Source organism: Hydrogenophaga sp. RAC07, from assembly GCF_001713375.1.
Classification (GTDB): Bacteria; Pseudomonadota; Gammaproteobacteria; order Burkholderiales; family Burkholderiaceae_C; genus Hydrogenophaga.
Genome location: NZ_CP016449.1, coordinates 88,489 through 111,048, shown reverse-complemented (window position 1 = coordinate 111,048; position 22,560 = coordinate 88,489). Strand labels below are relative to the sequence as shown.

At 65.5% G+C, this 22,560-nt stretch carries 16 protein-coding genes; 9 read left to right on the top strand and 7 right to left on the bottom strand.

The window, feature by feature from the left end; genetic code table 11:
• Positions 1-143: 143 nt before the first annotated feature.
• From BSY239_RS00425 to BSY239_RS00415, 3 genes are read left to right on the top strand one after another with little or no spacing between them, the layout of a single operon-like run.
• A complete protein-coding gene (locus BSY239_RS00425; protein WP_069045098.1) occupies positions 144-1,646 on the top strand; it encodes an FAD-linked oxidase C-terminal domain-containing protein in 1,503 nt (500 codons plus the stop codon).
• A 49-nt stretch (positions 1,647-1,695) separates the two neighbouring features.
• Entirely contained in the window at positions 1,696-5,559 is a 3,864-nt protein-coding gene (locus tag BSY239_RS00420) for a PAS domain-containing sensor histidine kinase (protein WP_069045097.1), read from the top strand.
• Positions 5,556-6,041, top strand: coding sequence for a response regulator (locus BSY239_RS00415; protein ID WP_069045096.1), 486 nt, complete (start codon positions 5,556-5,558; stop codon positions 6,039-6,041). Before BSY239_RS00420 ends, BSY239_RS00415 begins: the two co-directional genes overlap by 4 nt.
• Positions 6,042-6,059: 18 nt before the next feature.
• Here BSY239_RS00415 and BSY239_RS00410 read toward each other — a convergent pair whose 3' ends face one another.
• Together BSY239_RS00410 and BSY239_RS00405 are read right to left on the bottom strand one after the other, a co-directional pair.
• Positions 6,060-7,874, bottom strand: a complete 1,815-nt coding sequence (locus BSY239_RS00410) for a carboxyl transferase domain-containing protein (protein ID WP_236944223.1) — start codon at positions 7,872-7,874, stop codon at positions 6,060-6,062.
• Positions 7,875-7,991: 117 nt separating this feature from the next.
• Complete coding sequence (locus tag BSY239_RS00405) at positions 7,992-8,351, bottom strand: RNA recognition motif domain-containing protein (protein WP_083239727.1); 360 nt, start codon at positions 8,349-8,351, stop codon at positions 7,992-7,994.
• A gap of 191 nt (positions 8,352-8,542) precedes the next feature.
• Here BSY239_RS00405 and BSY239_RS00400 point away from each other — a divergent pair, with 191 nt between their 5' ends.
• The gene (locus BSY239_RS00400) at positions 8,543-11,518 is read left to right on the top strand and encodes a sensor domain-containing protein (RefSeq protein ID WP_083239726.1); all 2,976 of its coding nucleotides are present in this window, start codon (positions 8,543-8,545) and stop codon (positions 11,516-11,518) included.
• A gap of 128 nt (positions 11,519-11,646) precedes the next feature.
• Here the strand turns inward: BSY239_RS00400 and BSY239_RS00395 are convergent, their stop codons facing one another.
• Together BSY239_RS00395 and BSY239_RS00390 are read right to left on the bottom strand one after the other, a co-directional pair.
• Positions 11,647-13,005: a glutamine synthetase family protein gene (locus BSY239_RS00395; protein WP_069045095.1), complete on the bottom strand. Its 1,359-nt coding sequence runs from the start codon at positions 13,003-13,005 to the stop codon at positions 11,647-11,649.
• Positions 13,006-13,072: 67 nt separating this feature from the next.
• Positions 13,073-16,048, bottom strand: a complete 2,976-nt coding sequence (locus BSY239_RS00390) for an L-glutamate gamma-semialdehyde dehydrogenase (RefSeq protein ID WP_069045094.1) — start codon at positions 16,046-16,048, stop codon at positions 13,073-13,075.
• Between the two features lie 104 nt (positions 16,049-16,152).
• Between BSY239_RS00390 and BSY239_RS00385 the strand changes: the two genes are divergently transcribed.
• Complete coding sequence (locus BSY239_RS00385) at positions 16,153-16,626, top strand: Lrp/AsnC ligand binding domain-containing protein (protein ID WP_069045093.1); 474 nt, start codon at positions 16,153-16,155, stop codon at positions 16,624-16,626.
• A 69-nt stretch (positions 16,627-16,695) separates the two neighbouring features.
• Positions 16,696-17,241, top strand: coding sequence for a DUF3617 domain-containing protein (locus BSY239_RS00380; RefSeq protein WP_069045092.1), 546 nt, complete (start codon positions 16,696-16,698; stop codon positions 17,239-17,241).
• On the opposite strand, the gene BSY239_RS00375 is transcribed toward BSY239_RS00380, so the two are convergent.
• Positions 17,225-17,941, bottom strand: coding sequence for a YggS family pyridoxal phosphate-dependent enzyme (locus tag BSY239_RS00375; protein ID WP_069045091.1), 717 nt, complete (start codon positions 17,939-17,941; stop codon positions 17,225-17,227). The genes BSY239_RS00380 and BSY239_RS00375 overlap by 17 nt on opposite strands.
• Before the next feature lie 39 nt (positions 17,942-17,980).
• Here BSY239_RS00375 and BSY239_RS00370 point away from each other — a divergent pair, with 39 nt between their 5' ends.
• From BSY239_RS00370 to BSY239_RS00360, 3 genes are all read left to right on the top strand, one after another.
• Positions 17,981-19,024, top strand: a complete 1,044-nt coding sequence (locus tag BSY239_RS00370) for a type IV pilus twitching motility protein PilT (protein ID WP_069045090.1) — start codon at positions 17,981-17,983, stop codon at positions 19,022-19,024.
• Positions 19,025-19,043: 19 nt separating this feature from the next.
• Positions 19,044-20,180 (top strand): PilT/PilU family type 4a pilus ATPase, encoded by a 1,137-nt coding sequence (locus BSY239_RS00365; protein ID WP_069045089.1) that lies wholly within the window; start codon positions 19,044-19,046, stop codon positions 20,178-20,180.
• Positions 20,181-20,290: 110 nt separating this feature from the next.
• Positions 20,291-21,193 carry an NAD(P)-dependent oxidoreductase gene (locus BSY239_RS00360; protein WP_069045088.1) on the top strand — a complete coding sequence of 301 codons (903 nt, stop codon included), beginning with the start codon at positions 20,291-20,293 and terminating at the stop codon, positions 21,191-21,193.
• Between the two features lie 96 nt (positions 21,194-21,289).
• On the opposite strand, the gene BSY239_RS00355 is transcribed toward BSY239_RS00360, so the two are convergent.
• Both BSY239_RS00355 and BSY239_RS00350 read right to left on the bottom strand, forming a co-directional pair.
• Positions 21,290-21,928, bottom strand: a complete 639-nt coding sequence (locus tag BSY239_RS00355; RefSeq protein ID WP_069045087.1) for a BON domain-containing protein — start codon at positions 21,926-21,928, stop codon at positions 21,290-21,292.
• A complete protein-coding gene (locus tag BSY239_RS00350; RefSeq protein WP_069045086.1) occupies positions 21,925-22,545 on the bottom strand; it encodes an SIS domain-containing protein in 621 nt (206 codons plus the stop codon). The genes BSY239_RS00355 and BSY239_RS00350 overlap by 4 nt, the downstream gene beginning before the upstream one ends.
• Positions 22,546-22,560: the final 15 nt, after the last annotated feature.

The following is a 22,560-nucleotide window of genomic DNA, read 5'->3' as shown; positions in this document are numbered from 1 at the left end:
AGGTCCGCCGCTGGGCGGTTCCGGGTACGCATCAATTGATGTTGGCCGCCGGAAATTTCAAGGGGGCTGCAAGTTTCTTCAAACCACCCGGGGAGCGTTGTCCTAAACTGGACCTGCCACCTTGCAGACACCCCGAGCCCGCCATGAACGCACCCTCCTCCCCCGCCCAGGTCACCCAGCTCCAGCGCGCAACACGCCAGGCCGAGGTGGTGCGCGCCCTGCAGGCCGTGGTGCCGGCCCACGCGCTGCTCTGGCAGGCGGAAGACACGGTGCCCTACGAATGCGACGGCCTCACGGCCTACCGCGAGCGCCCGCTGGTGGTCGTCTTGCCCGAGACCGAAGCGCAGGTGGCCGCCGTGCTCAGGGCCTGCCATGCGCTCGATGTGCCGGTGGTGGCGCGTGGCGCTGGCACGGGTTTGTCGGGGGGCGCCATGCCGCACGCGCTGGGTGTGACGATGTCGCTGGCCAAGTTCAACCGCATCCTCGACATCGACCCGCGCTCCCGCACCGCCGTCGTTCAGGCCGGTGTGCGCAACCTCGCCATTTCCGAAGCTGCCGCGCCGCACGGCCTGTACTACGCGCCCGACCCGAGCAGCCAGATCGCCTGCACCATCGGCGGCAACGTGGCGGAAAACTCCGGCGGTGTGCACTGCCTGAAATACGGCCTGACGGTGCACAACGTGCTGCAGGTGCGCGGCTTCACCGTGGAAGGTGAGCCCGTCACCTTTGGTGGCGAGGCGCTCGATGTGCCCGGCTTCGACCTGCTCTCGCTCGTCATCGGCAGCGAAGGCATGCTGGCCGTGACCACCGAAGTCACGGTGAAGCTGGTACCCAAGCCGCTGCTGGCGCGCTGCATCATGGCCAGCTTCGACGACATCCGCAAAGCCGGCGACGCGGTGGCGAGTGTCATTGCCGCCGGCATCATCCCGGCCGGCCTGGAAATGATGGACAAACCCATGACCGCTGCGGTGGAAGACTTCGTGCACGCGGGCTACGACCTCAACGCCGAGGCCATCCTGCTCTGCGAGAGCGATGGCACACCCGAGGAGGTGGAAGAAGAAATCGGCCGCATGAGCGACGTGCTGCGGCGCTGCGGCGCCACCGCCATCGCCGTGAGCCAGAACGAAGCCGAGCGCCTGCGGTTCTGGAGCGGGCGCAAGAACGCGTTTCCGGCCAGCGGGCGCATCAGCCCGGACTACATGTGCATGGACTCGACCATCCCGCGCAAGCGCCTGGCCGACATCCTGCTGGCGATTGCCGAAATGGAAAAGAAGTACGGCCTGCGCTGCGCCAACGTGTTCCACGCGGGCGACGGCAACCTGCACCCGCTGATCCTGTTTGACGCCAACGACGCCGACCAGCTCCACCGCTGCGAACTCTTCGGCGCCGACATCCTGGAGACCAGCGTGGCCATGGGCGGCACGGTCACGGGCGAGCATGGCGTGGGTGTGGAGAAGCTCAACAGCATGTGCGTGCAGTTCTCGCCTGAGGAAAACGAGCAGATGTTCAGCGTCAAGCGGGCTTTTGATACCAAATCGCTACTCAACCCTGGCAAGGTCATTCCCACCCTGCAACGTTGTGCTGAGTACGGAAAAATGCTGGTGCGCGGAGGGCAATTGGCGCACCCGGAACTGCCACGGTTCTGAGGGGCAAATATCACGGTCAACACAGTGCCCCCTAGGGTACAGTTGATCGATGAGCGCTCTCTTCCCTCCGAAAGACAGCCGTCTTGAAGCCAACCGACCCGAGGCAACGATCTCGGCTCGCGAACGGGCGCTGCTGTTGGAGATCGAGACCCTCAAGGCCGAAAACCTGCACCTGCGACGCAACTACGCCCAGCACATGGGTGGCAGCCTGCACGAGGGCTCTTCCAGCGATCTGAATTTTCACGCCGAGCTGCCGCTCTCGCTCGAGCTGGCGCTTGAAGCCGACCGAGGCTCACCGGTGGCCGCGGCGCAACTCGAATACGAGGCGCTGTTCGCAGCGCTGGGCAGCGCATTTCCCATCGGCATCTTCCGCACCGACCAGGCCGGCCTGCTCACGCACGTGGACACCCGGCTGCAAGAGATCTTCGGGCTCGACAAACGCGAATTTCCCAACTTCGGCTGGCTCGACCGCGTACACCCCGACGACCTGCCCCGCGTGCAGGAGCATTGGATCCGCGGCATCGCCACCGGCGAGAGCCTGAGCGTGGAGTTCCGGCTGGTCCGGCCAGGCAACGAGATCGTGCATGTGCTCGCGCGCAATTCCCCGCTGCGCGACAAGGACGGCAACGTCACCAGCCAACTCGGCTTCATCCAGGACATCACGCCCATGCGCGTGCTGGAAGCCGAGGCGCGCATCAAGGACGAGCTCAACCGCCAGATCATCGCCAGCAGCCCCGACTGCACCAAGGTGCTGGATCTTGAAGGTCGCGTGGTGCAGATGACGGCACAAGGTTGCCGCCTGGTGGAGGTGGACGATTTCGAACAGGTGCGCCTGGGCGCGTGGACCGACTGGTGGCCCGACGATGGCGTGCAGCTGGCCGTGAGCGCGATCGCCTCGGCCCGGCGAGGGGAAAGCGCGCGCTTCGTGGCCTATGGCCCCACCTTCAAGGGCACCCCAAAGTGGTGGGACACCATGGTGACGCCCATCTGCGACACCCATGGCCAACCGGTGATGCTGCTGGCGGTTTCGCGCGACATCACCGAGCATCACCAGCAGCAGGAAAGCATCCAGCGCTTCAATGCCGAACTGGAAAGCGCCGTGCAACAACGCACCGAAGAACTGGCCGAAGCCAAGAACCGGATTCAATCCGCCTTGCGTGAAGCCCAGATCGCCTACAACCAGGCGCCTTGCGGCTACCACTCGGTGGATGCCAGCGGCCTGTATGTGCTGATCAACCAGACCGAACTCACCTGGCTGGGCTACGAGAACCGCAACGAAGTGGTCGGCAAAAAACACTTCCGCGACCACGTGCAGCCGGCCTACCTGGACGAGGTCCTGCAGCGCCTGCAGCGTCTGAAGCGTGGCGAGACGCTGGAGGCGGCGGAGATCGGCATGCTGCGGCGCGACGGGACCGGCTTCATCGGCCTGCTCAACACCACCGCGGTGCTGGACGACCAGGGCCGGTTCCTGCGCACGAACAACACGCTGGTCGACATCACCGGGCGCAAGGCGGCCGAGGTGGCCCTGGCGGCGCAACGCAATTTCCTTCAGACCATCACCAGCAGCGTGCCGGTGCAACTGGCGTTCTTCGACACCCAACTGATCTGCCGCTTTGCCAACGCGAGCTACGCACGTTGGCTCAACGGCACGCCGGAGCAGCTCGTGGGCCTGCACCTGAGCCAGATCGCGCGCCCGCAGGACTTTGAAGCCGCGCGCCCGCGCCTGGAAGGTGCGCTGGCCGGTGTGGCCCAGCGTTTCGAGGGCGAACGTGTGTTCCCCGACGGCACGGCGTTCTACGCCAGCATCGACTACACCCCTTACCGGCTCAACGGCGAGGTCACCGGACTGTTCATCCAGATGCTGGACATCACCGAGCGCAAAGCCTCGGAAGACCTGGTCAGCCATGCCAACGGCCAACTCAACGAAGCCCTGAGTCAGGCGCGGGCGCTCTACAACCAGGCGCCTTGCGGCTACCACTCGCTGGACATCAACGGTATCTTTGTGTCGGTCAACGACACCGAGCTGGGGTGGTTGGGTTACAGCCGTGACGAGGTCGTGGGCAAGCTGAGCTTTCGCGACGTCATTCCGGCCGCCGACATCCCCCTGCTTGAAGGCCGCATGCGCAAGATCCTGCAGGACGATGCGCTGGAGGGTGTGGAATACCGCATGCGCCGGCGCGATGGCAGCACCTTCCATGCGCTGCTCTCTTCGTCGGCGGTTCGCGACGCGGACGGGCAATTTCTGCGCAGCAACACCACGGTGGTGGACATCACGCGCCGCAAGGCGGCCGAGATTTCCCTGCGCGACAACCAGCGTTTTCTGCAGACCATCACCGACCATGTGCCGGGCCTGATCGCCTACCTCGACGCCGGCCTGCGCTTCCGGTTTGCCAACGCCGAACACCTGCGTGTCTACGACATGGACCCGGTGCGCATCATGGGCCAGCACATCAGCCAGTGCGTGCGGCCCGAGGTCTGGAACGACATCCAGCCGCGCATGGCCGCGGCCCTGGCCGGTGAAGAGCAGAACTTCACCACCTGGCGGCCCGCCGTGGGTGGCAAGCACATTTTTGTGAGCGCGCGCTACCTGCCCGATGTGCAGGACGGCCAGGTCAAGGGCCTGTTCGTCCAGATCATCGACATCACCGAACGCAAGCTGATCGAAGAACGCGTGAGCAACCTCAACGAAGAGCTGGAGGAACGCATCCGCGAGCGTTCGGCCGAGTTGCTGGAGGCAGAACAGCGCTTCCGCCTGATGGTGGACAACCTGCGCGACTACTGCATCTTCTTCATGGATGCCGACGGCCTGATCACCGACTGGACCGACAGCGCCCAACGCATGGACGGCTACTCGCCCACGCAGATGCTGGGCCGCCACTACGGTGTGCTGTTCGACCCGGCCAACCCGGAACACGGCAAGGTGCGTGCCGACCAGATGCTGCGCCTGGCCGCATCACGCGGTCAGCACGAGCTGCACAACTGGCACATGCGCAAGGACGGCACGCAGTACTGGTCGCACTCGGTGCTGATCGCCTTGCGCGACGACAGCGGCGAGCTGCGCGGCTTTGCCAAGATCAACCGCGACATGACCGACGCCAAGCGGCTCGACGACCTGATGCGCAACATCAACGACGAGCTGGAAAACCGGGTCGTGGAGCGCACCGAACAACTGCTCGCCGCCAACAAGGACCTGGAGTCCTTTTCGTATTCGGTCTCGCACGACCTGCGCTCGCCGCTGCGCCACATCTCCAGCTTTGTGAGCCTGCTCGAAGAACACATGGGCAGCCAGTGCGACGAGGTGAGTGCGCGCTACCTCAACACCATTGGCAATTCGGCCCGCCACATGAGCCAGCTCATCGACGGCCTGCTGGCGTTCTCGCGCCTGGGCCGGGCCGCGGTCAATGTGACGCCGGTGGACTTTCAACTGCTGGTGGAAGCGGTGGTGGCCCAGATCGGCCACGACACCGAAGGCCGCGTGGTGGACTGGGTGGTCGCCTCCGACCTGCCGGTGGTGCAGGGCGACGCCCTGTTGCTGCGCGAGGTGTGGGCCAACCTGTTGGGGAATGCCTACAAATACAGCCGGCCACGTGAACGATCGCGCATCGAGGTGGGCTGGAGCGTCGACCCGGTGGTGGGCTACACCTTCTTTGTCCGTGACAATGGTGTGGGTTTCGACACAAAATACGCGCAGAAGCTGTTTGGCGTGTTCCAGCGATTGCACCGGGCCTCGGAATTTGAAGGCACAGGCATCGGACTTGCACTCACACGGCGCATCATCGAGCGGCACAGCGGCAGCATCTGGGCCGAAAGCGAACTCGGTATCGGCAGCGTTTTCTACTTCTCCCTACCTTTTGAGGGCCCTGGTTTTTCGGACGCCACCCTGGATTCGATGCCTGCCCCCCTGGAATCATGAGCAAAAATGCCGACGCGATTCTCCTGGTCGAAGACAACCCCGACGACGCCGAGCTGACAAAACTGGCGCTCTCGCGCCACGGGCTGGACGGCCGCGTCACCCACGTGTCCGACGGCATGCAGGCGCTGGACTACCTGCACCGGCGCAACGGTTTCACCAACCGCTCCGGCAGCAACCCCGTGCTGGTCCTGCTTGATCTCAAAATGCCTTTGCTCGACGGCATCGGTGTGCTCAAGGAAATCAAGGGCAGCGATCTGCTGCACAACATTCCGGTGGTGGTGCTCACCTCGTCCACCGAGCCCAGCGACCTGCTGCGCGCCTACGACGCCGGCACCAACGCCTACATCGCGAAGCCCACCGAGTTCTCGCAGTTCCTCAGCGCCATGAAGCACGTGTGCGAGTTCTGGATCAACATCAACCAGACCGCGCCACAGACCGTCAACGCCACGGTGCGCAACACCGGCTTCGGCGACCTCATCTGAGGCGACCGCCGACCCTGTTCACCACGTGTCGATGAAGCGGGTGGCCGATGGCTCACCCAGCTTCGCGCCCGCCAGCCCCTGCACCAGCCAATGCCGCGTGTGAGCCGGGTCGATCACCGCGTCGATCTCCAGCGTCGTGGCCATCTGCTCGGCCGATCCTTTGGCGTATTGCTCGGCCAGCAGGCCGTCAAACAGCGCATCGCGCTCCGCACCTTCGGCAGCCGCCTGCAACTCCTTGCGATAGCCCAGGCGCACCGCGCCCTCCAGGCCCATGGCACCAAACTCTCCGGTGGGCCAGGCCACGGTGAACACAGGCGCATGAAACCCACCGGCCGTCATGCCCATGGCGCCCAGTCCATAGCCCTTGCGCAGCACCACGGCGAAGAACGGCACGCGCAGTTTTGCGGCCGTCACGAACAGGCGGCTCACATGCCGCACCTGCGCTTGCGCCTCGGCCGCCGGCCCCACCATGAAACCGGGGGTGTCCACGAGGCTCACGATGGGCAGGCCATGGGCATTGCACAGCTGCATGAAGCGCGCCGCCTTGTCGGCCGCGTCGGCATCGATGGCACCACCCAGGTGCAGCGGGTTGTTGGCCATCACCCCGACCGCGCGCCCCTCGATGCGTGCCAGTGCGGTGTGGATGCCCAGGCCAAAGCCGGTGCGCAGTGGCAGCAGGCTGCCCTCGTCCACAAGACCCTGCATGACAGTGCGTGTGTCGTAGCTGCGCAGGCGGTTCTCTGGCACGGCGTCTCGCAGTGCGGCGTTGTCGGGTGCCGTCCAGGTGGCCAGCCGCCCCTGGAAAAACGACAAGCAGTGCCGGGCGGCCGCAACGGCCTGGGCTTCGTCGTCCACCAGCACGTCGATCACCCCGTTGGCGTGCTGCACATCGCCCGGACCGATGTCCTCGGGCCGGAAGGTCCCCAGCCCCCCTCCCTCGACCATGGCCGGGCCACCCATGCCGATGTTGCTGCCGCGCGTGGCGATGATCACGTCGCTGCAGCCCAGCAACGCGGCATTGCCCGCAAAGCAGCGCCCGGCCGCGATGCCCACCACCGGCACCTCGCCCGAGAGCCGGGCCAGGGCGGCGAAGGTGCCCACGTGCAGTCCCGCCACGATGGGCATGTCGGTGTCGCCCGGCCGACCACCTCCTCCTTCGGCCAACAGGATCACCGGCAGCTTTTGCGCCAGCGCAATGCCCAGCAGGCGATCGGTCTTCTGGTGGTTGCGCATGCCTTGCGTGCCGGCCAGCACCGTTGCATCGTAGGCCAGCACCACAGTACGCGCCCGCTCGGGACCGAAGAGCGCGCCATTGACGGAGCCGATGCCGGTGACCATTCCATCGGCGGGCGTGTTCGTGATCAGATCCTGTTCGCTGCGGCGGCTGCGCTGCGCTGCCACCGCGAGGGCACCGTATTCAAGGTAGCTGTCCGGGTCGCACAGGTCGGCGATGTTCTCGCGCGCCGTTCGCAGACCCAGCGCATGGCGGCGTGCCACGGCCTCCGGCCGGGCCGCGTCCCGGGTGAACGCCTGTCGCTCCCGCATGGCCTGCAGATCGGGACGCACCTCGGCGCTGCTGCGCTCCGAGGCCACAGTGGGTGCAGCGCTGGCATCAACAGAATGCGCCAGCGGCGCCAGATGCAGCAACCCTTCGTTCAGCTGCACAGGCTCGCCCGAGGCCAGCAGCAGTTCCAGAACGCGCCCGTCGGCTTCAGCGCGCAGCTCGTGTTCCATCTTCATGGCTTCGAGCACCACCAGCACATCGCCCCGGCGCACCACATCGCCAGGGGCCACCAGCCATTCAACAATTCGGGCCTGCAAAGGAGCGCGCAAGGTGTTCATGGCCGGATTCTGCGCCGCGTGGGTCTCGATCACGGTCGATGGCGCGACAGGTCGGCACCCAAAAAAACAGGCCCTGAAAAGGGCCTGCGCGGGGGAAGGGAAAAGCCTTCAGTAGATGTCGGAGTCGGCCCATTGGGACGAAGGACCGAAATCATCGGCCGTCACCGGGGTGTTGAGGTTCAGCACAAAGACGACCTCGCCGCCAAAACGGCCCACTCCGAGGCTCTTCATGAGCAGCTGCTCCTGTTCAGGGCGCTCCATGCGAAGAAAGCAGATGGCCTGCTTCGTGCCTTCGTGCATGGCGGTCAGGATGTCCAGGCGCGTGATGCGACCGAACTCGCTGCACAGCTGGTGCAGCGCGGATTTCAAGCTCGGCACATCGTTGTGTTGCCTGAGTTCTGCAAGTGTGCTCACAATCGACTCTCCCAGTTCGTTTCCATCATCGCCTTCCTGCACCGCGGCGGGCATGGGATCCCCGCAACGGAACGCCATGGTAGAACAGAAGTAACCAGATTCCAGCGCTTTGTTACAAATTCACGGACTCACCGCCGCTCTCGTGATCTTGATCACAAGTCAAGAGTGAAGCATGCCCGCACAGTGTGTGCATTGCGTGACAACACGCCCTTTTGCCGACCACCCAACCACCGGGCCCGACCTCCATGCGAAACGGAACTCCCACACCGCGCAGCGCGCTGATCAAAGAAACCGACTTCGAGGCCACAGGCACGTGGTCGAGCTCCAGGGACTTCTCGGGCTTCCATCAGCTGGCGCAACTCGCCGCCCAATGCGGCGGCTGCGCCGCAGCCCTGGTGCTGGACACCACCCAATGGCCACCGGTGGTGCTGGGCACCCACGGCGTCTCGGGCGAGACCGCGGCCAGTGCGGCCCACTACAGCGCCACGGCGTTCGCGGACCGCAGCCGTGAAGCGCTGGTGGACAACCTGAGCGCGCAGCACGGGTGCGGCGCCATGGCAGGTACCGAGTGGGAAAGCATGCAACGCGCACACTGGTTGCCGGTGTCCTTGTCGAGCGGTCAGGCCGGCGTCGCCCTGCTGTTGCTGGACACCTCGGTTCAAGCCCACAGGCCCCCGGCCGACGCCACGCTGCAGCTGTTGACCGCACACGCGGCCGAGGTGCTGGCGCTGTGGCGCCGCTGCGAAGTGAGCGAGCAGTACAACGTGAACGTGCTGCGCGAAAGCGAAAGCCGCCTCAACCTCACCGAGCACACGGCGGGCGCGGGCAGCTGGTCGATGCAGGTGTCCAGCGGCCTGGTCACGCACTCGGACGAGTTCGCCACCATCCTGGGCCTGCCGGACCACCGACATGTGGTCTCGCTCGACACCATGGTGCAGCGCTACAACCCGGAATGGCGCAGCGGCATCCGCCAGCGCCTGGAGCGTTGCGCGGTCAGCGGCGAGGGTTTCGACGAAGAGATCCAGATCATGGTGGAGGGCGGCACGCCCAAATGGGTGCGCACGGTGGGCACGGCGGTGCGCAACTCGGCCGGCGACATCTTGCGCATCCAGGGCGCGATTCAGGACATCTCGGCGCAGAAACAGGCGCAACAGGACACGCTGCGCCTGGCGATGCGCCTGACCACCACGCTGGCCAGCATCACCGAAGCCTTCGTCACGCTGGACCGGCAGTGCTGCTTCACCTACCTCAACCAGGAGAGTGAACGCCTGCTGCAGAAGACCACCGCCGACCTGCTGGGCGAAGAGGTCTGGAAAGATTTCAGTGGCGGCCTGGCCGAGCGCCTCAAGGACAAGCTCACCCGCTCGCTCAACACCAACCGCCGGGTGGAACTGGAGGACTTTTTCCCGTCGCTGGGCAAGTGGCTGGAGGTGCGCGCCTACCCGTTTGCCGAGGGCCTGGCGGTCTACTTCCGCGACGTGACCGAGCGCCGGCGCTCGCAAGAACAGCTGATGCTGCTGGAGACCAGCGTGTCCCGGCTCAACGACATCGTGGCCATCGCCGAGACCGGCGCCAACGCGCAGGAGCCGCGCATCGTCTTCGTCAATGACGCCTTCGAGCAGCACACCGGCTACACGCGCGCCGAGGTGCTGGGCCAGACGCCGCGGATGCTGCTCGAACTCGACCCGGCCATCACCAAGCTCAAGGCCCTGGCCGCGGGCCTGCAGCAAAACCAGCAGGCGCGAACCGAGCTGATGGTGCGGCGCAAGAACGGCGCGCTGTTCTGGGTCGAGCTGGAGGTGGTGTCGGTGCAGGCCAACGCCGAAGAGGTGACGCACTGGGTGGCGGTGGGGCGCGACATCACGCAGCGCAAGACCGCCGAAGACATGATCCGCCACCTGGCCTTCTACGACGCGCTGACCGACCTGCCCAACCGCCAGCTGCTGCTGGACCGGCTGCAGCAGGCGCTGGCGGCCAGTGCGCGCTCCGGCCAGCACGGCGCGCTGATGTTCATCGACCTGGACAACTTCAAGGTGCTCAACGACACGCTGGGGCACCACATGGGCGACCAGCTGCTGCAAAAGGTGGCTTCGCGCCTCACGCGCAGCGTGCGCAAGACCGACATGGTCGCGCGCCTGGGCGGAGACGAATTCGTGGTGATGGTGGACGACCTGAGCACCGACCCCGAAGCCGCCGCCTACAAGGCGCGTGCGCTGGCCGAGAAGGTGCTGCACACACTGCGCGAACCGTTCCAGCTCACCGGGCACCAGCAGTTCGCCACCCCGAGCATCGGTGTGACCTCGTTCAACGGTGACCACAACGACGTGGGCGAGTTGCTCAAGCAGGCCGACCTGGCGATGTACCAGGCCAAGTCGCTGGGCCGCAACACCGTGTGTTTTTTCGACCCCGGCATGCAGGCCACGGTCAGCGCCAATGCCACGGTGAGCTCCGACCTGCGCGTGGCGTTGCGCGAGGCGCAGTTCGTGGTGCACTACCAGCCACAGGTGGACCGGGTCGGTGTGATCACCGGCGTGGAGGCCCTGGTGCGCTGGCAGCACCCGGAGCGCGGTCTGGTGTTTCCGGCCGACTTCATTCCCGTGGCCGAGGACACCGGCCTCATCCTGCCGCTGGGGCAGTGGGTGCTGGAGACCGCCTGCGAACAACTCGCGGCCTGGGCGGACCGGCCACAGACCGCCAGCCTGAGCATCGCGGTGAACGTGAGCGTGCGCCAGTTCCGCCACCCCGATTTTGTGGACATGGTGATGGCCGCCATCCAGCGCACCGGCATCCGGCCGCACCGCCTCAAGCTGGAACTCACCGAGAGCCTGCTGGCCGACCGCATGGAAATCACGATCGGCAAGATGGGCATGCTCAAGGCACTGGGCGTCACGCTGTCGCTCGACGACTTCGGCGTGGGCTACTCCTCACTCTCGGTTCTCAAGCGCCTGCCGCTGGACCAGCTCAAGATCGACAAGGGCTTTGTGGCCGACGTGCTGACCGACCCCAACGACGCCGCCATCTCGCGCGCCATCATCTCGCTGGCCCAGAGTTTGAGCCTGCAGGTGGTGGCCGAAGGTGTGGAAACGCAGGAGCAGCGCGACTTTCTGGCCTACCAGGGCTGCGACCAGTTCCAGGGGCACCTGTTCTCGAAACCGCTGCCCATCGAGGCGCTGGACGCGATGCTGGAGAACCCGACCTCCGGCATGCTGGTGCTGAGTTGACACCTCCCGCGTCGCCTTCGGCGCCTCCCCCCTCTCTCGCCTTCGGCGGGAGGGGGGGGCGACAGCTGGGGCCGGCGGAGCCGGACCCTCGCTGTCCCTGAGTTGGCGTCCGCGCTCTCGATGCGCGTCTACACATGCAGGAGCAGAAAGCGCCGCTCCCACGGACTGATCACGTCGAAGAACTCGCGGTACTCGGTTTCCTTGATCGCGCTGTAGGTCTGGATGAAGTGTTCGCCGAACAGGTCCACCAGCGGCGCGCAGCCCATGAGTTTTTCGATCGCGTCGTCCAGGTGGCGCGGCAGCTGGTGGGGTTGTTCGTAGGCGCTGCCCTTGAGCGGCTCGCTCGGCTTCAAGCCCTGCTTCATGCCCAGGTAACCGCAGGCCAGGCTGGCCGCAATCGCCAGGTAGGGGTTCACGTCCACGCCGGCCAGGCGGTTTTCCACGCGCCGGTCTTGCGGGCCGGAGTGCGGCACGCGCAGGCCGCAGGTGCGGTTGTCATAACCCCAGCTCAGGTTGATCGGCGCCGACGTGAAACGCGAGAGCCGGCGGTAGGAATTGACGTAGGGCGCAAAGAACGCGGTGGCCGCGGGCAGGTAGGTCTGCAGGCCGCCGATGTAGTGGAAGAACGCCTCTGACGGTTCACCGTCGGGCTTGCTGAAGATGTTCTGCCCGCCGTCGATGCCGACCACGCTCTGGTGGATGTGCATGGCGCTGCCGGGTTGGCCCTGCATGGGCTTGGCCATGAAGGTGGCGTACATCTCGTGGCGGATCGCCACCTCGCGGATGGTGCGTTTGAACAGGAACACCTGGTCGGCCAGCGGCAACGGGTCGCCGTGGTCGATGTTGATCTCCATCTGCGCCGTGCCCATCTCGTGGATCAGCGTGTCGAGCTGGATGCCCTCGGCCTCGCACCAGTCGTACATCACATCGAAGATGTCGTCATACTCGTTGATCGCATCCATCGAGAAGCTCTGCATGCCGGCCTCGGTGCGCTTGGTGCGGCCCACCGGCGGCTTGAGCGGAATGTCCTCGTTCGGCTCCACCTGCACCAGGTAGAACTCCATCTCGGGCGCCACCACCGGCTTCCAGCCTTCGTCTTCGTAGAGCTTGAGCACGCGGCGCAACACGTTGCGCGGCGACAGTGCAAACGGCGTGCCGTCAAAGGCAAAACAGTAGTGGATGATCTGCGCCGTGGGCTCCTTGGCCCAGGGCACGGGACGCAGTGTGTTCGGGTCGGGCTTGAGCAGCATGTCCGGGTCGGCCACCGAAGTGAAGTCCTTCTCGGGATAGTCGCCGGTCACGGTCATGGCCAGCACCGCTTCGGGCAGGCGCAGGCCCACGGCCGGGTTGTACTTGTGGCGCGGCACGATCTTGCCGCGCGCCTGGCCCGCCATGTCGGGAATCAGGCATTCGACTTCGGTGATGCGGTGTTCGTCCAGCCATTGCTGGATGCGTTGGGCGTCGGCGGGGGAGGTGAGGTCGGCCATGGGCGTGCAGGAGTAGCAAAGGTGGCGCCACTGTAAGCCCGCGCCACGCCCACGCCCAGGCCGCTTCTCAAGCGGTGAACAGCGCCACGTTGCCGCCGGCGGCGGTGGTGTTGATGGTCAGGGTCTGCTCGGCACAGAAGCGCAGCAGGTAGTGGGGCCCCCCGGCCTTGGGGCCGGTGCCGCTCAGGCCTTCACCGCCGAAGGGCTGTACGCCCACGACGGCGCCGATCATGTTGCGGTTCACATAGACGTTGCCCACGCGCGCGGCGCCGGCCAGCGCGAGGGCGCGGCTGTCGATGCGGGTCTGGATGCCCAGCGTGAGGCCGTAGCCCAGTGCGTTGATCTGTTGCATGACGGCCATCGGGTCGCCGCCCCAACGCACCACCTGCAGCACCGGGCCGAAGATTTCCTGCGCCACCGCGCTGATCGAAGGCACTTCAAACATCTGCGGCGCGATCACATGCGGCAGGGCGGCTGCGGTGCGCTGATCACCCAGCAGGGGCCTGGCGTCGTTGTGCAGGCGCTGCACGTGGCGGCTGATGCCGTCAAACGCCTCGGCGTCGATCACCGGACCGAGGTCGGTCGCCAGATCGGACGGGTCACCAGCGACCAGTTCTTTCGCGGCGCCTTCGATCATTTCGATCACACCGTCGGCAATGGCTTCGTGCACACACAGCAGGCGCAGCGCCGAGCAGCGCTGGCCGGCACTGCGGAAGGCGCTCTGCACCACCGCGTCGGCCACCTGCTCGGGCAGCGCCGTGCTGTCCACCAGCATGGCGTTGATGCCGCCGGTCTCGGCGATCAGCGGGATGATGGGACCGTCCTTGGCGGCGAGTGCGCGCTGGATGATCTTGGCCACCTGGGTGGAGCCGGTGAACACCACACCGGCGATGCCGGGCTGGGCCACCAGCGACGCGCCCACGGTCTCGCCCGGGCCGTGCAGCAACTGCAAGGCACCCGCCGGCACGCCGGCGGCGTGCAGCAACTTCACGGCTTCGAGCGCGATGGCGGGCGTCTGCTCGGCCGGCTTGGCCAGCACCGTGTTACCGGTGGCCAGCGCCGCGGCCACCTGGCCGGCGAAGATGGCCAGCGGAAAGTTCCACGGACTGATGCAGACCCAGGCGCCGCGGCCTTCCATGCGCAGGGTGTTGCTCTCGCCGGTGGGGCCCGGCAGCGTCTGCGGGGCCATCACGCGCTCCGCGTCGTTCGCGTAGTAGCGCAGGAAGTCGATGGCCTCGCGCACCTCGGACACGGCGTCGTTCCAGCCCTTGTGCGCCTCCTTCACCAGCAGGGCACACAGGCGGGGCAACTGCTGCTGCATCGCGTCGGCGGCGCGCCGCAGCGTGGCGGCGCGCTCGGCCACCGGCGTGTGGTTCCAGCCGGTGAAAGCCTGGCTTGCTCTGTCGACAGCGGCCTGCGCATCGGCGGCGGTGGCCTCGGGCACCGTGGGCACCACCAGCCCGGCGTGCGCGGCCAGCAGCGGATCGCGGTGCACGATCACGGCGAGGTCCAGCCCCAGGCTGTTCGGGCGCTTCGAACCGTAGAGCTCGGGCGGCAACGGCAGCGTGGAGGTCATGGCCTCGGGCCTGGATTGCGCCAGTGGCGAGAGCAGCAGCTCGTCCATGCCCACCGACTCGTCGGCGAGCTGGTGCACAAACGACGAGTTGGCGCCGTTCTCCAGCAGGCGGCGCACCAGGTAAGCCAGCAGGTCGCGGTGCGCGCCCACAGGGGCGTAAACGCGGCACGACACGGCCGGGTTCTTGAGCACCTCGCGGTAGATGCCCTCGCCCATGCCGTGCAGGCGCTGCAGTTCAAAGGGCGCGGCGCAAACGGTACCCATCTGGAGAATCGCGGCGATGGTGCCGGCGTTGTGCGTGGCGAACTGCGGGTAGATGGCATCGGATGCGTTGAACAAGGCCTGCGCACACGCCAGGTAACTCACGTCCGTGTGCGGCTTTTGCGTGAACACCGGGTAGGCGGGCAGACCCAGCTCTTGTGCTCGCTTGATCTCGGCATCCCAATAAGCGCCCTTGACCAGGCGGCACATGAACTTGAGCTGGTATTGCCGCCCCAGTGCCGCCACGTGTTCGATGAGTTCAACCGCACGCGTCTGGTACGCCTGCAGCGCCAGACCAAAACCCTGCCATTGCGGGCAATGTTGCGCCACCAACTTCGCCAGCGCTTCGAACACCTCAAGCGAGAGTTCGAGCCGGTCGACCTCTTCCGCGTCGATGGTCAGGTTCAGGTTGGCAGCGGCAGCACCTTCGCACAAGGTCCACACGCGCGGCACGAGCTCGCGCATCACGCGATCGTGCTGTGCATCTTCATAGCGCGGGTGCAGCGCGCTGAGCTTGATGGAGATGCCGTCGTTCTGGCTCGGTGCGCGCTTCGGGTCGGCCGTGCGGGCGATGGCCGCGATCGCGTTCTGATAGCTCGCCAGGTAGCGCAGCGCATCGGCATCGGTGCGTGCGCCCTCGCCCAGCATGTCGAAACTGAAGCCCAGGTTGGCCTGGCGCTTGCGCGCAGACGCCGCTTCTTTCATGCCCTCTTCAATGGTCTGGCCCAGCACGAACTGACGGCCCAGCAACTGCACCGCGCGCAGCGTGGCGGCCACCACGGTCTTCGCGCCCAGCTTGGCCATCAGACCCGGCTCGTTGCCCGCCTGGGGCAGGAAGTGCTTGGACATGGCGATCGCGGTGGACGACAGGCGCGCCAATGTCGAGTCCGCCGCACCGTCGAAGTCCGCGCGGCCGAGCTGATCGGCGGTCAAGGCGATCGCCGTCTCGGCATCGGGCACACGCAGCAGCGCTTCGGCCAGCCGCATCAGGGCCAGGCCTTCGGCGCTGGAGATCGGGTACTCCTTGAGCAGGCTCTCCATGGCCCAGAACGGTGGCGGGTTCTCGCGCACGGCGCGCACCCACGGCGCGGCTTGCGTGGCGGCGGTGGCCCAGTCCAGCACACCCTGCAACGCAGCCAGGCGCTGGGCGAGCACACCGGCCTCGGAACGGTAGGGAAAAGGCAGGCGGTCGGTGGTGCGCGGCATGGGGGATTCCAGGAGGGAGTGGGGTTGTGAATGTGCGTATGTTCTCGCCATCAAAGCTGAATTTTTCTCCAAAACCTCAGCTTTGAACTGGATAATTCACCACCATGGACCCCCACCCAGCCGCGCCCGACCGCATCGACCTCAAGATCCTCAAGCTCTTGCAGGCCGACGGCCGCATCACCAACCTCAAACTCGCCGAGGCGGTGGCGCTCTCGCCCACCGCGGTGCTCGCGCGCACCCAGCGACTGCAGCGCGACGGATTCATCCTCGGGTACGAGGCCCGGCTGAATCCCCTGAGGCTGGGGCGCGGCATGATGGTGTTCGTCGAGGTGCTGCTCGACCGCACCACGCCCAACGTGTTCAACGAGTTCAAGGCCGCGGTGCAGGTGCGCGACGAGATCATGGAATGCCACATGGTCGCCGGCGGTTTTGACTACCTGCTCAAGACCCGCATGGCCGACATGGCCGCCTACCGCGAATTCGCCGGCAGCGTGCTGTGGCAGCTCCCGGGCGTGCGCGAAACGCGCACCTACGCGGTGATGGAAGAAGTGAAGAACAGCTCCCGGCTGCCTTTGTGATCCGTTGACACGGGCGTTGACACCCGGGGCCGCGTTCGCACAATGGGCGCACCACTTTCAGGAGCCACCATGTCACGCCTCCCGACCGCCTTGTTGCTGAGCGCCCTATCCTGCATCGGCGCTGTCCATGCCCAGTCCACCAAACCCGGTCTGTGGGAAATCAACCAGAAGATGGGTGGCAGCGCCGAGATGGACCAGGCCATGGCGCAGATGCAGCAGCAGATGGCGGGCATGTCGGCCGCCGAAAAAAAGATGATGCAGGACATGCTGGCCAAGCAGGGCATGTCGATGCCCACGACGGGTGCGGGTGGCGGCATGGCCATGAAGGTCTGCATCACGCCCGAGATGGCGGCGAAGCAGGACATGCCGGTGCAGACCGAAGGCGAGTGCACGACCACCATCACTTCGCGCAGCGCCAACACCCTCAAGATGAGCTTCGTCTGCAAGAAGCCACCGTCTTCGGGTGAAGGCACCTACACCTTCAGCGGCGACACCGCCTACACCATGAAGATGCTGATGAAGAGCACGCACCAGGGCAAACCGGTGAGCACCACATTGGACGGCCAGGGCAAGTGGCTCTCATCCAGTTGCGGCGCCGTCAAGCCACTGAAGTGAGTTTTTCGGGACGGCTGCCAAAAACGCCCCGCCCCACGCGAACCATGGTCGAGCCGGCGGCCACGGCGGCTTCCAGGTCGTCACTCATGCCCATGGACAAGGTGTCGAGCGCCAGGCCTTCTGCGTTGAGTTGATCGAACAGGACTTTGGCGCGCATGAACAAATCGCGCTGGGCCTCGAACGTCGGCGCGGGTTCGGGAATGCACATGAGCCCGCGCAGCTTCAGGCGCGGCAGACGCGAAACGGCCAAGGCCAGGGCACCCAACTCGACGGGGGCCACACCCGACTTGTTGGCCCCGCCGTCCACATTGACCTGCAGGCAGATCTGCAAGTCCGGCATGTCGGCCGGGCGCTGTTCACTCAAACGTTGCGCGATCTTGAGCCGGTCGACCGATTGAACCCAATCAAAACGCTCGGCCACCGGTCGCGTTTTGTTGCTTTGCAACGGTCCGATGCAATGCCATTGCAGCGCGGCAGAAGGTCTGAGCTTGCGCAGGGCCTCGATCTTTTCCGTGCCTTCCTGCACGTAGTTTTCGCCAAAAGCATGCTGACCGGCATCGAGCGCCAGACAGACGGCATCTGCGTCAAAGGTCTTGGAAACCGCGAGCAACGCAACCGCGTTCACATCGCGTCCGACTTGGGCACATGACCGCTTCAAGCGCTCGTGAACCTGTTGGAGATTGCGTTCAATGGTCGTCATAATCTGCCGTCATACCTCAACACCGCACGGGACCCCGGGATGGATATCACCCAATTGCTTGCCTTCAGTGTCAAGAACAAAGCATCCGATCTTCACCTCTCGGCCGGTCTTCCACCCATGATACGGGTGCATGGTGATGTGAGACGCATCAACGTCGAACCGCTGGACCACAAGCAGGTCCACGGCATGGTGTACGACATCATGAACGACAGCCAGCGCAAACAGTACGAAGAGTTTCTGGAGTGCGACTTCTCGTTTGAGATCGAAGGTCTGGCCCGCTTTCGCGTCAACGCCTTCAACCACAACCGTGGCGCGGGCGCGGTGTTCCGGACCATCCCGAGCAAGATCCTCACGCTCGAGCAGCTCAACGCGCCCAAGATCTTCGGCGACCTGGCCTTGCGCCCTCGCGGTCTGGTGCTGGTGACCGGCCCCACGGGTTCGGGCAAGTCGACCACGCTGGCGGGCATGGTCAACCACCTCAATGAGACCGAATACGGGCACATCCTCACGGTGGAAGACCCGGTGGAATTCGTGCACGAGTCCAAGAAATGCCTGGTGAACCAGCGCGAAGTGGGGCCGCACACCCTGAGTTTTTCCAATGCCTTGCGTTCGGCCCTGCGCGAAGACCCGGACGCGATCCTGGTGGGCGAGATGCGCGACCTGGAGACCATCCGCCTGGCCATGACGGCGGCCGAAACAGGCCACCTGGTGTTCGGCACGCTGCACACCTCGAGCGCCGCCAAGACCATCGACCGCATCATCGACGTGTTCCCGGCCGAAGAGAAAGACATGGTTCGTGCCATGTTGTCCGAATCGCTGGTGGCCGTGATTTCCCAAACTTTGTGCAAGACCAAAGATGGTGCGGGCCGCGTGGCCGCACACGAGATCATGCTGGGCACCAGCGCCATCCGAAATTTGATCCGCGAGGCCAAGGTGGCACAGATGTACTCGGCCATCCAGACCGGCAGCAACGTGGGCATGCAGACGCTCGACCAGAACCTCTCGGAGCTGGTCAAGCGCAACGTGATCAGCCCCGCCGAGGCGCGCGGCAAAGCCAAGATCCCGGAAAACTTCCCCGGTTGAGCACAAGAAGGCAGGACACATGGAACGCGACCAGGCATCGAAATTCGTCAACGACCTGCTGCGCCTGATGCTCAGCCGCAGCGGCAGCGACCTCTTCCTCACCGCCGACTTTCCGCCGGCCATCAAGGTGGACGGCTCGGTGGTCAAGGTGTCGCCGCAACCGCTGAACGCTTCGCACACGCTGGCGCTGGCGCGCGCCATCATGAACGACAAGCAGGCAGCCGAGTTCGAGCGCACCAAGGAGTGCAACTTCGCGATCTCGCCGCCCGCCATTGGCCGTTTCCGCGTGAGCGCCTTCATTCAACAGGGCAAGGTCGGCATGGTCATGCGGACCATTCCCGCCGTGCTGCCCACCATCGACAAGCTGGGCCTGCCGCAGGTGCTCAAGGACGTGGTGCTGGCCAAGCGTGGTTTGTGCATCCTGGTGGGTGCCACGGGTTCGGGCAAATCCACGTCGCTGGCGGCCATGGTCGACTGGCGCAACGAGAACACACACGGTCACATCATCACGATCGAAGACCCGGTGGAGTTCGTGCACCCGCACAAGAACTGCGTGGTGACGCAACGCGAAGTGGGCCTGGACACCGACAGTTGGGAGGCCGCACTCAAGAACACGCTGCGGCAGGCGCCCGACGTGATCCTGATGGGCGAAATTCGCGACCGCGAGACGATGGAGCACGCGATCCAGTTCAGCGAAACCGGCCACCTGTGCCTGGCCACGCTGCACGCCAACAGCTCCAACCAGGCACTGGACCGCATCATCAACTTCTTCCCCGAAGAGCGACGCACCCAACTGCTGATGGACCTCTCGCTCAACCTGCGCGCGCTGGTGTCGCAGCGTCTGATTCCGCGCCAGGACAACAAGGGTCGCCACGCCGCGGTGGAGATCATGTTGAACTCACCGCTGATTTCCGATCTGATCTTCAAGGGCGATGTGGCCGAGATCAAGGAGATCATGAAGAAGAGCAACCAGATGGGCATGCAGACCTTCGACCAGGCGCTCTTCAACGCGTTTGAGGCCAACCTGATCACGTTTGAAGACGCGCTGCGCAACGCCGACTCGATCAACGACCTGCGCCTGCAGATCAAGCTCAACAGCCAGCGGGCAAAGACCCTCGACCTGGCTGCCGGGACCGAGCACCTTACGATCGTTTGACCTCCACGCGCGCGCCGCGCCTTGCGGCGCGTCACCCCCCAGGGGGCAATGCCTGCGGCCTGGCAAAGCCAGTTCCGCGGCATTCTTGAAAAAACCAAAGAGACCACCTCATGAGCAACATTGCAGAGAAAACCTACGAATCCGCGCCTGCCCGCAAAGTAGCCTTCATCGGCCTGGGTGTCATGGGCTATCCCATGGCGGGGCACCTGGCGCGTGCCGGGCATTCGGTGACTGTCTACAACCGGTCGAGTGCCAAGGCTGCGGCCTGGGTGGCTGAGTTTGGTGGTGCGCACCAGCCCACGCCGCGCGAGGCGGCCGCGGGTGCCGACATCGTGTTTGCCTGCGTGGGCAACGACGACGACCTGCGCTCCATCACCCAGGGTGCCGACGGTGCGTTCGCCGGCATGTCCTCTGGTGCGATCTTCGTGGACCACACCACGGCTTCGGCCGATGTGGCACGCGAGCTGTACCAGGCGGCCAAAACACGGGGGCTGTCGTTTGTGGATGCGCCGGTGTCGGGCGGTCAGGCAGGTGCGGTCAATGGTTTGCTGACCGTGATGTGTGGTGGTGACACGGCGGCCTTCGATGCGGTGAAGCCCGTGGCCATGGCGTTCTCGCGTGCCTTCACGCTGCTGGGAGAAACCGGTGCCGGCCAGCTCACCAAGATGGTCAACCAGATCTGCATCGCCGGGCTGGTGCAAGGCCTGTCGGAAGCGATTGCCTTCGGCCAGAAGGCAGGGCTGGACATGAACCAGGTGCTGGATGTGATCGGCAAGGGTGCGGCGCAGAGCTGGCAACTCGACAACCGCGGCAAGACCATGGTGGCCGACAAGTTCGATTTCGGTTTTGCGGTGGACTGGATGCGCAAGGATCTGGGCCTGGTGCTCGACGAGGCCAAGCGCAACGGCGCACGGCTGCCGGTCACCGCGCTGGTGGACCAGTTCTACGCCGACGTGCAGGCCATGGGCGGCCACCGCCTGGACACCTCCAGCCTGATCAAACGCCTGAAATAAGGCTCCCCCCGCGCCACGCCTTCGGCGTGTCACCCCCCAGGGGGCAACACCCGCGGCCTGGCAAAGCCAGTCCCGCGGTGTTCTTGCCTGAGACTGTTACCTGGCAGGCGCAGGCTGCATGTTGGCGAGTTCCTGCTCGGTGATGATCTCGAAGGTGCGCACCACACGCGACACACCCGGGATGTTGCGCGCGAGGTCGGTGACGCGGTCGGCTTCACGCTGTGTCACGCGGCCCATCAGGTACACCGTGCCGCGCTCCGTGACCACCTTGAACGCGTTGGCCGCGAGGTCCTTGGCGTCCACCAGGGAAGCCTTGAGGCGGCCGGTGATCAGCGTGTCGGTGGCGCGCTCCTTGAGCGTCGGACTGTTGGTCACATCCAGTTCGTTGATGACCTCACGCACGCTGGGCACCGCCGAGACGATCTGCGTGATCTGTGTCTTGACCGCCTCGCTGGCGGCTTCGCCGGTGAGCAAGACGCGGCGGTTGTAGCTCGTCACGGCCACGCGCGCGCGCGCATCGCCCAGCTCGTCTTTCAGGCGGTTGTTCGATCGCAATTCAATGCCCTGGTCATCCAGTTGGGCACCCGACGTGCGGCGGTCCACCGCCACCAGGGCGCCGACAGCGGCACCGCCGACCACCAGCGGAGCGCATGCGCTCAGTGTGGCGCCGAGCGCGGCCACCAGCAGAGTGGCCGTGGTGATGCGTTGCAAACGGGCAGATGAGCTTGGTTTCATGAGTCACTTTCGATGTGAGGGGTTGACACGTCGGGCAGGCCCAGCAGCTGGGCGTCCACACCGTCGCAAATGCAGTGCAACACCAGGTGGTGCACCTCCAGAATCCGGGCCGCCAGATCGTGCGGCACACAAATGTGCACATCGGTGTCGCGCAGCAGCAGCGCGAGCTGGCCGCCCCGTGCGCCGGTGAGCGCCACCACCGTCATGTCGCGTTCGTGCGCGGCCTGCACCGCAGCCAGCACGTTGGGCGAATTGCCCGAGGTGGTGAGCGCCAGCAACACGTCACCTGCCTGGCCGAGCGCGCGCACCTGGCGGGCGTAGACGGAACTCACGTCGAAGTCGTTGGCGATGCCGGTGAGCACCGCAGCGTCGGCCGAGAGCGAAAAGGCCGCCAGCTCGGGCCGCTCGCGGTCGTAGCGGCCAATGAAGCTTGCAGCGAAATGCTGCGCGGCCGCGGCCGAGGCGCCGTTGCCGCAGGTGAGCACCTTGCCGCCGCCGGTGACGCTGGCCAGCACCGCGTTGGTGGCGGCTTCGACCACCGGCGCGAGCGCTTGTGCGCACTGGTACTTCAGGTCGGCACTGTCGATGAACTGTTGCTGGATGCGTTGCAGAAGCATGGGGCGATCATAGCG

Bases quoted from the DNA above. Each gene is read 5' to 3' on its own strand.
- BSY239_RS00405 (WP_083239727.1), bottom strand. From the start codon at position 8,351: ATGCCCGCCGCGGTGCAGGAAGGCGATGATGGAAACGAACTGGGAGAG.
- BSY239_RS00350 (WP_069045086.1), bottom strand. From the start codon at position 22,545: ATGCTTCTGCAACGCATCCAGCAACAGTTCATCGACAGTGCCGACCTG.
- BSY239_RS00385 (WP_069045093.1), top strand. From the start codon at position 16,153: ATGGACCCCCACCCAGCCGCGCCCGACCGCATCGACCTCAAGATCCTC.
- BSY239_RS00380 (WP_069045092.1), top strand. From the start codon at position 16,696: ATGTCACGCCTCCCGACCGCCTTGTTGCTGAGCGCCCTATCCTGCATC.
- BSY239_RS00390 (WP_069045094.1), bottom strand. From the start codon at position 16,048: ATGCCGCGCACCACCGACCGCCTGCCTTTTCCCTACCGTTCCGAGGCC.
- BSY239_RS00420 (WP_069045097.1), top strand. From the start codon at position 1,696: ATGAGCGCTCTCTTCCCTCCGAAAGACAGCCGTCTTGAAGCCAACCGA.
- BSY239_RS00355 (WP_069045087.1), bottom strand. From the start codon at position 21,928: ATGAAACCAAGCTCATCTGCCCGTTTGCAACGCATCACCACGGCCACT.
- BSY239_RS00425 (WP_069045098.1), top strand. From the start codon at position 144: ATGAACGCACCCTCCTCCCCCGCCCAGGTCACCCAGCTCCAGCGCGCA.
- BSY239_RS00360 (WP_069045088.1), top strand. From the start codon at position 20,291: ATGAGCAACATTGCAGAGAAAACCTACGAATCCGCGCCTGCCCGCAAA.
- BSY239_RS00400 (WP_083239726.1), top strand. From the start codon at position 8,543: ATGCGAAACGGAACTCCCACACCGCGCAGCGCGCTGATCAAAGAAACC.
- BSY239_RS00370 (WP_069045090.1), top strand. From the start codon at position 17,981: ATGGATATCACCCAATTGCTTGCCTTCAGTGTCAAGAACAAAGCATCC.
- BSY239_RS00375 (WP_069045091.1), bottom strand. From the start codon at position 17,941: ATGACGACCATTGAACGCAATCTCCAACAGGTTCACGAGCGCTTGAAG.
- BSY239_RS00395 (WP_069045095.1), bottom strand. From the start codon at position 13,005: ATGGCCGACCTCACCTCCCCCGCCGACGCCCAACGCATCCAGCAATGG.
- BSY239_RS00365 (WP_069045089.1), top strand. From the start codon at position 19,044: ATGGAACGCGACCAGGCATCGAAATTCGTCAACGACCTGCTGCGCCTG.
- BSY239_RS00415 (WP_069045096.1), top strand. From the start codon at position 5,556: ATGAGCAAAAATGCCGACGCGATTCTCCTGGTCGAAGACAACCCCGAC.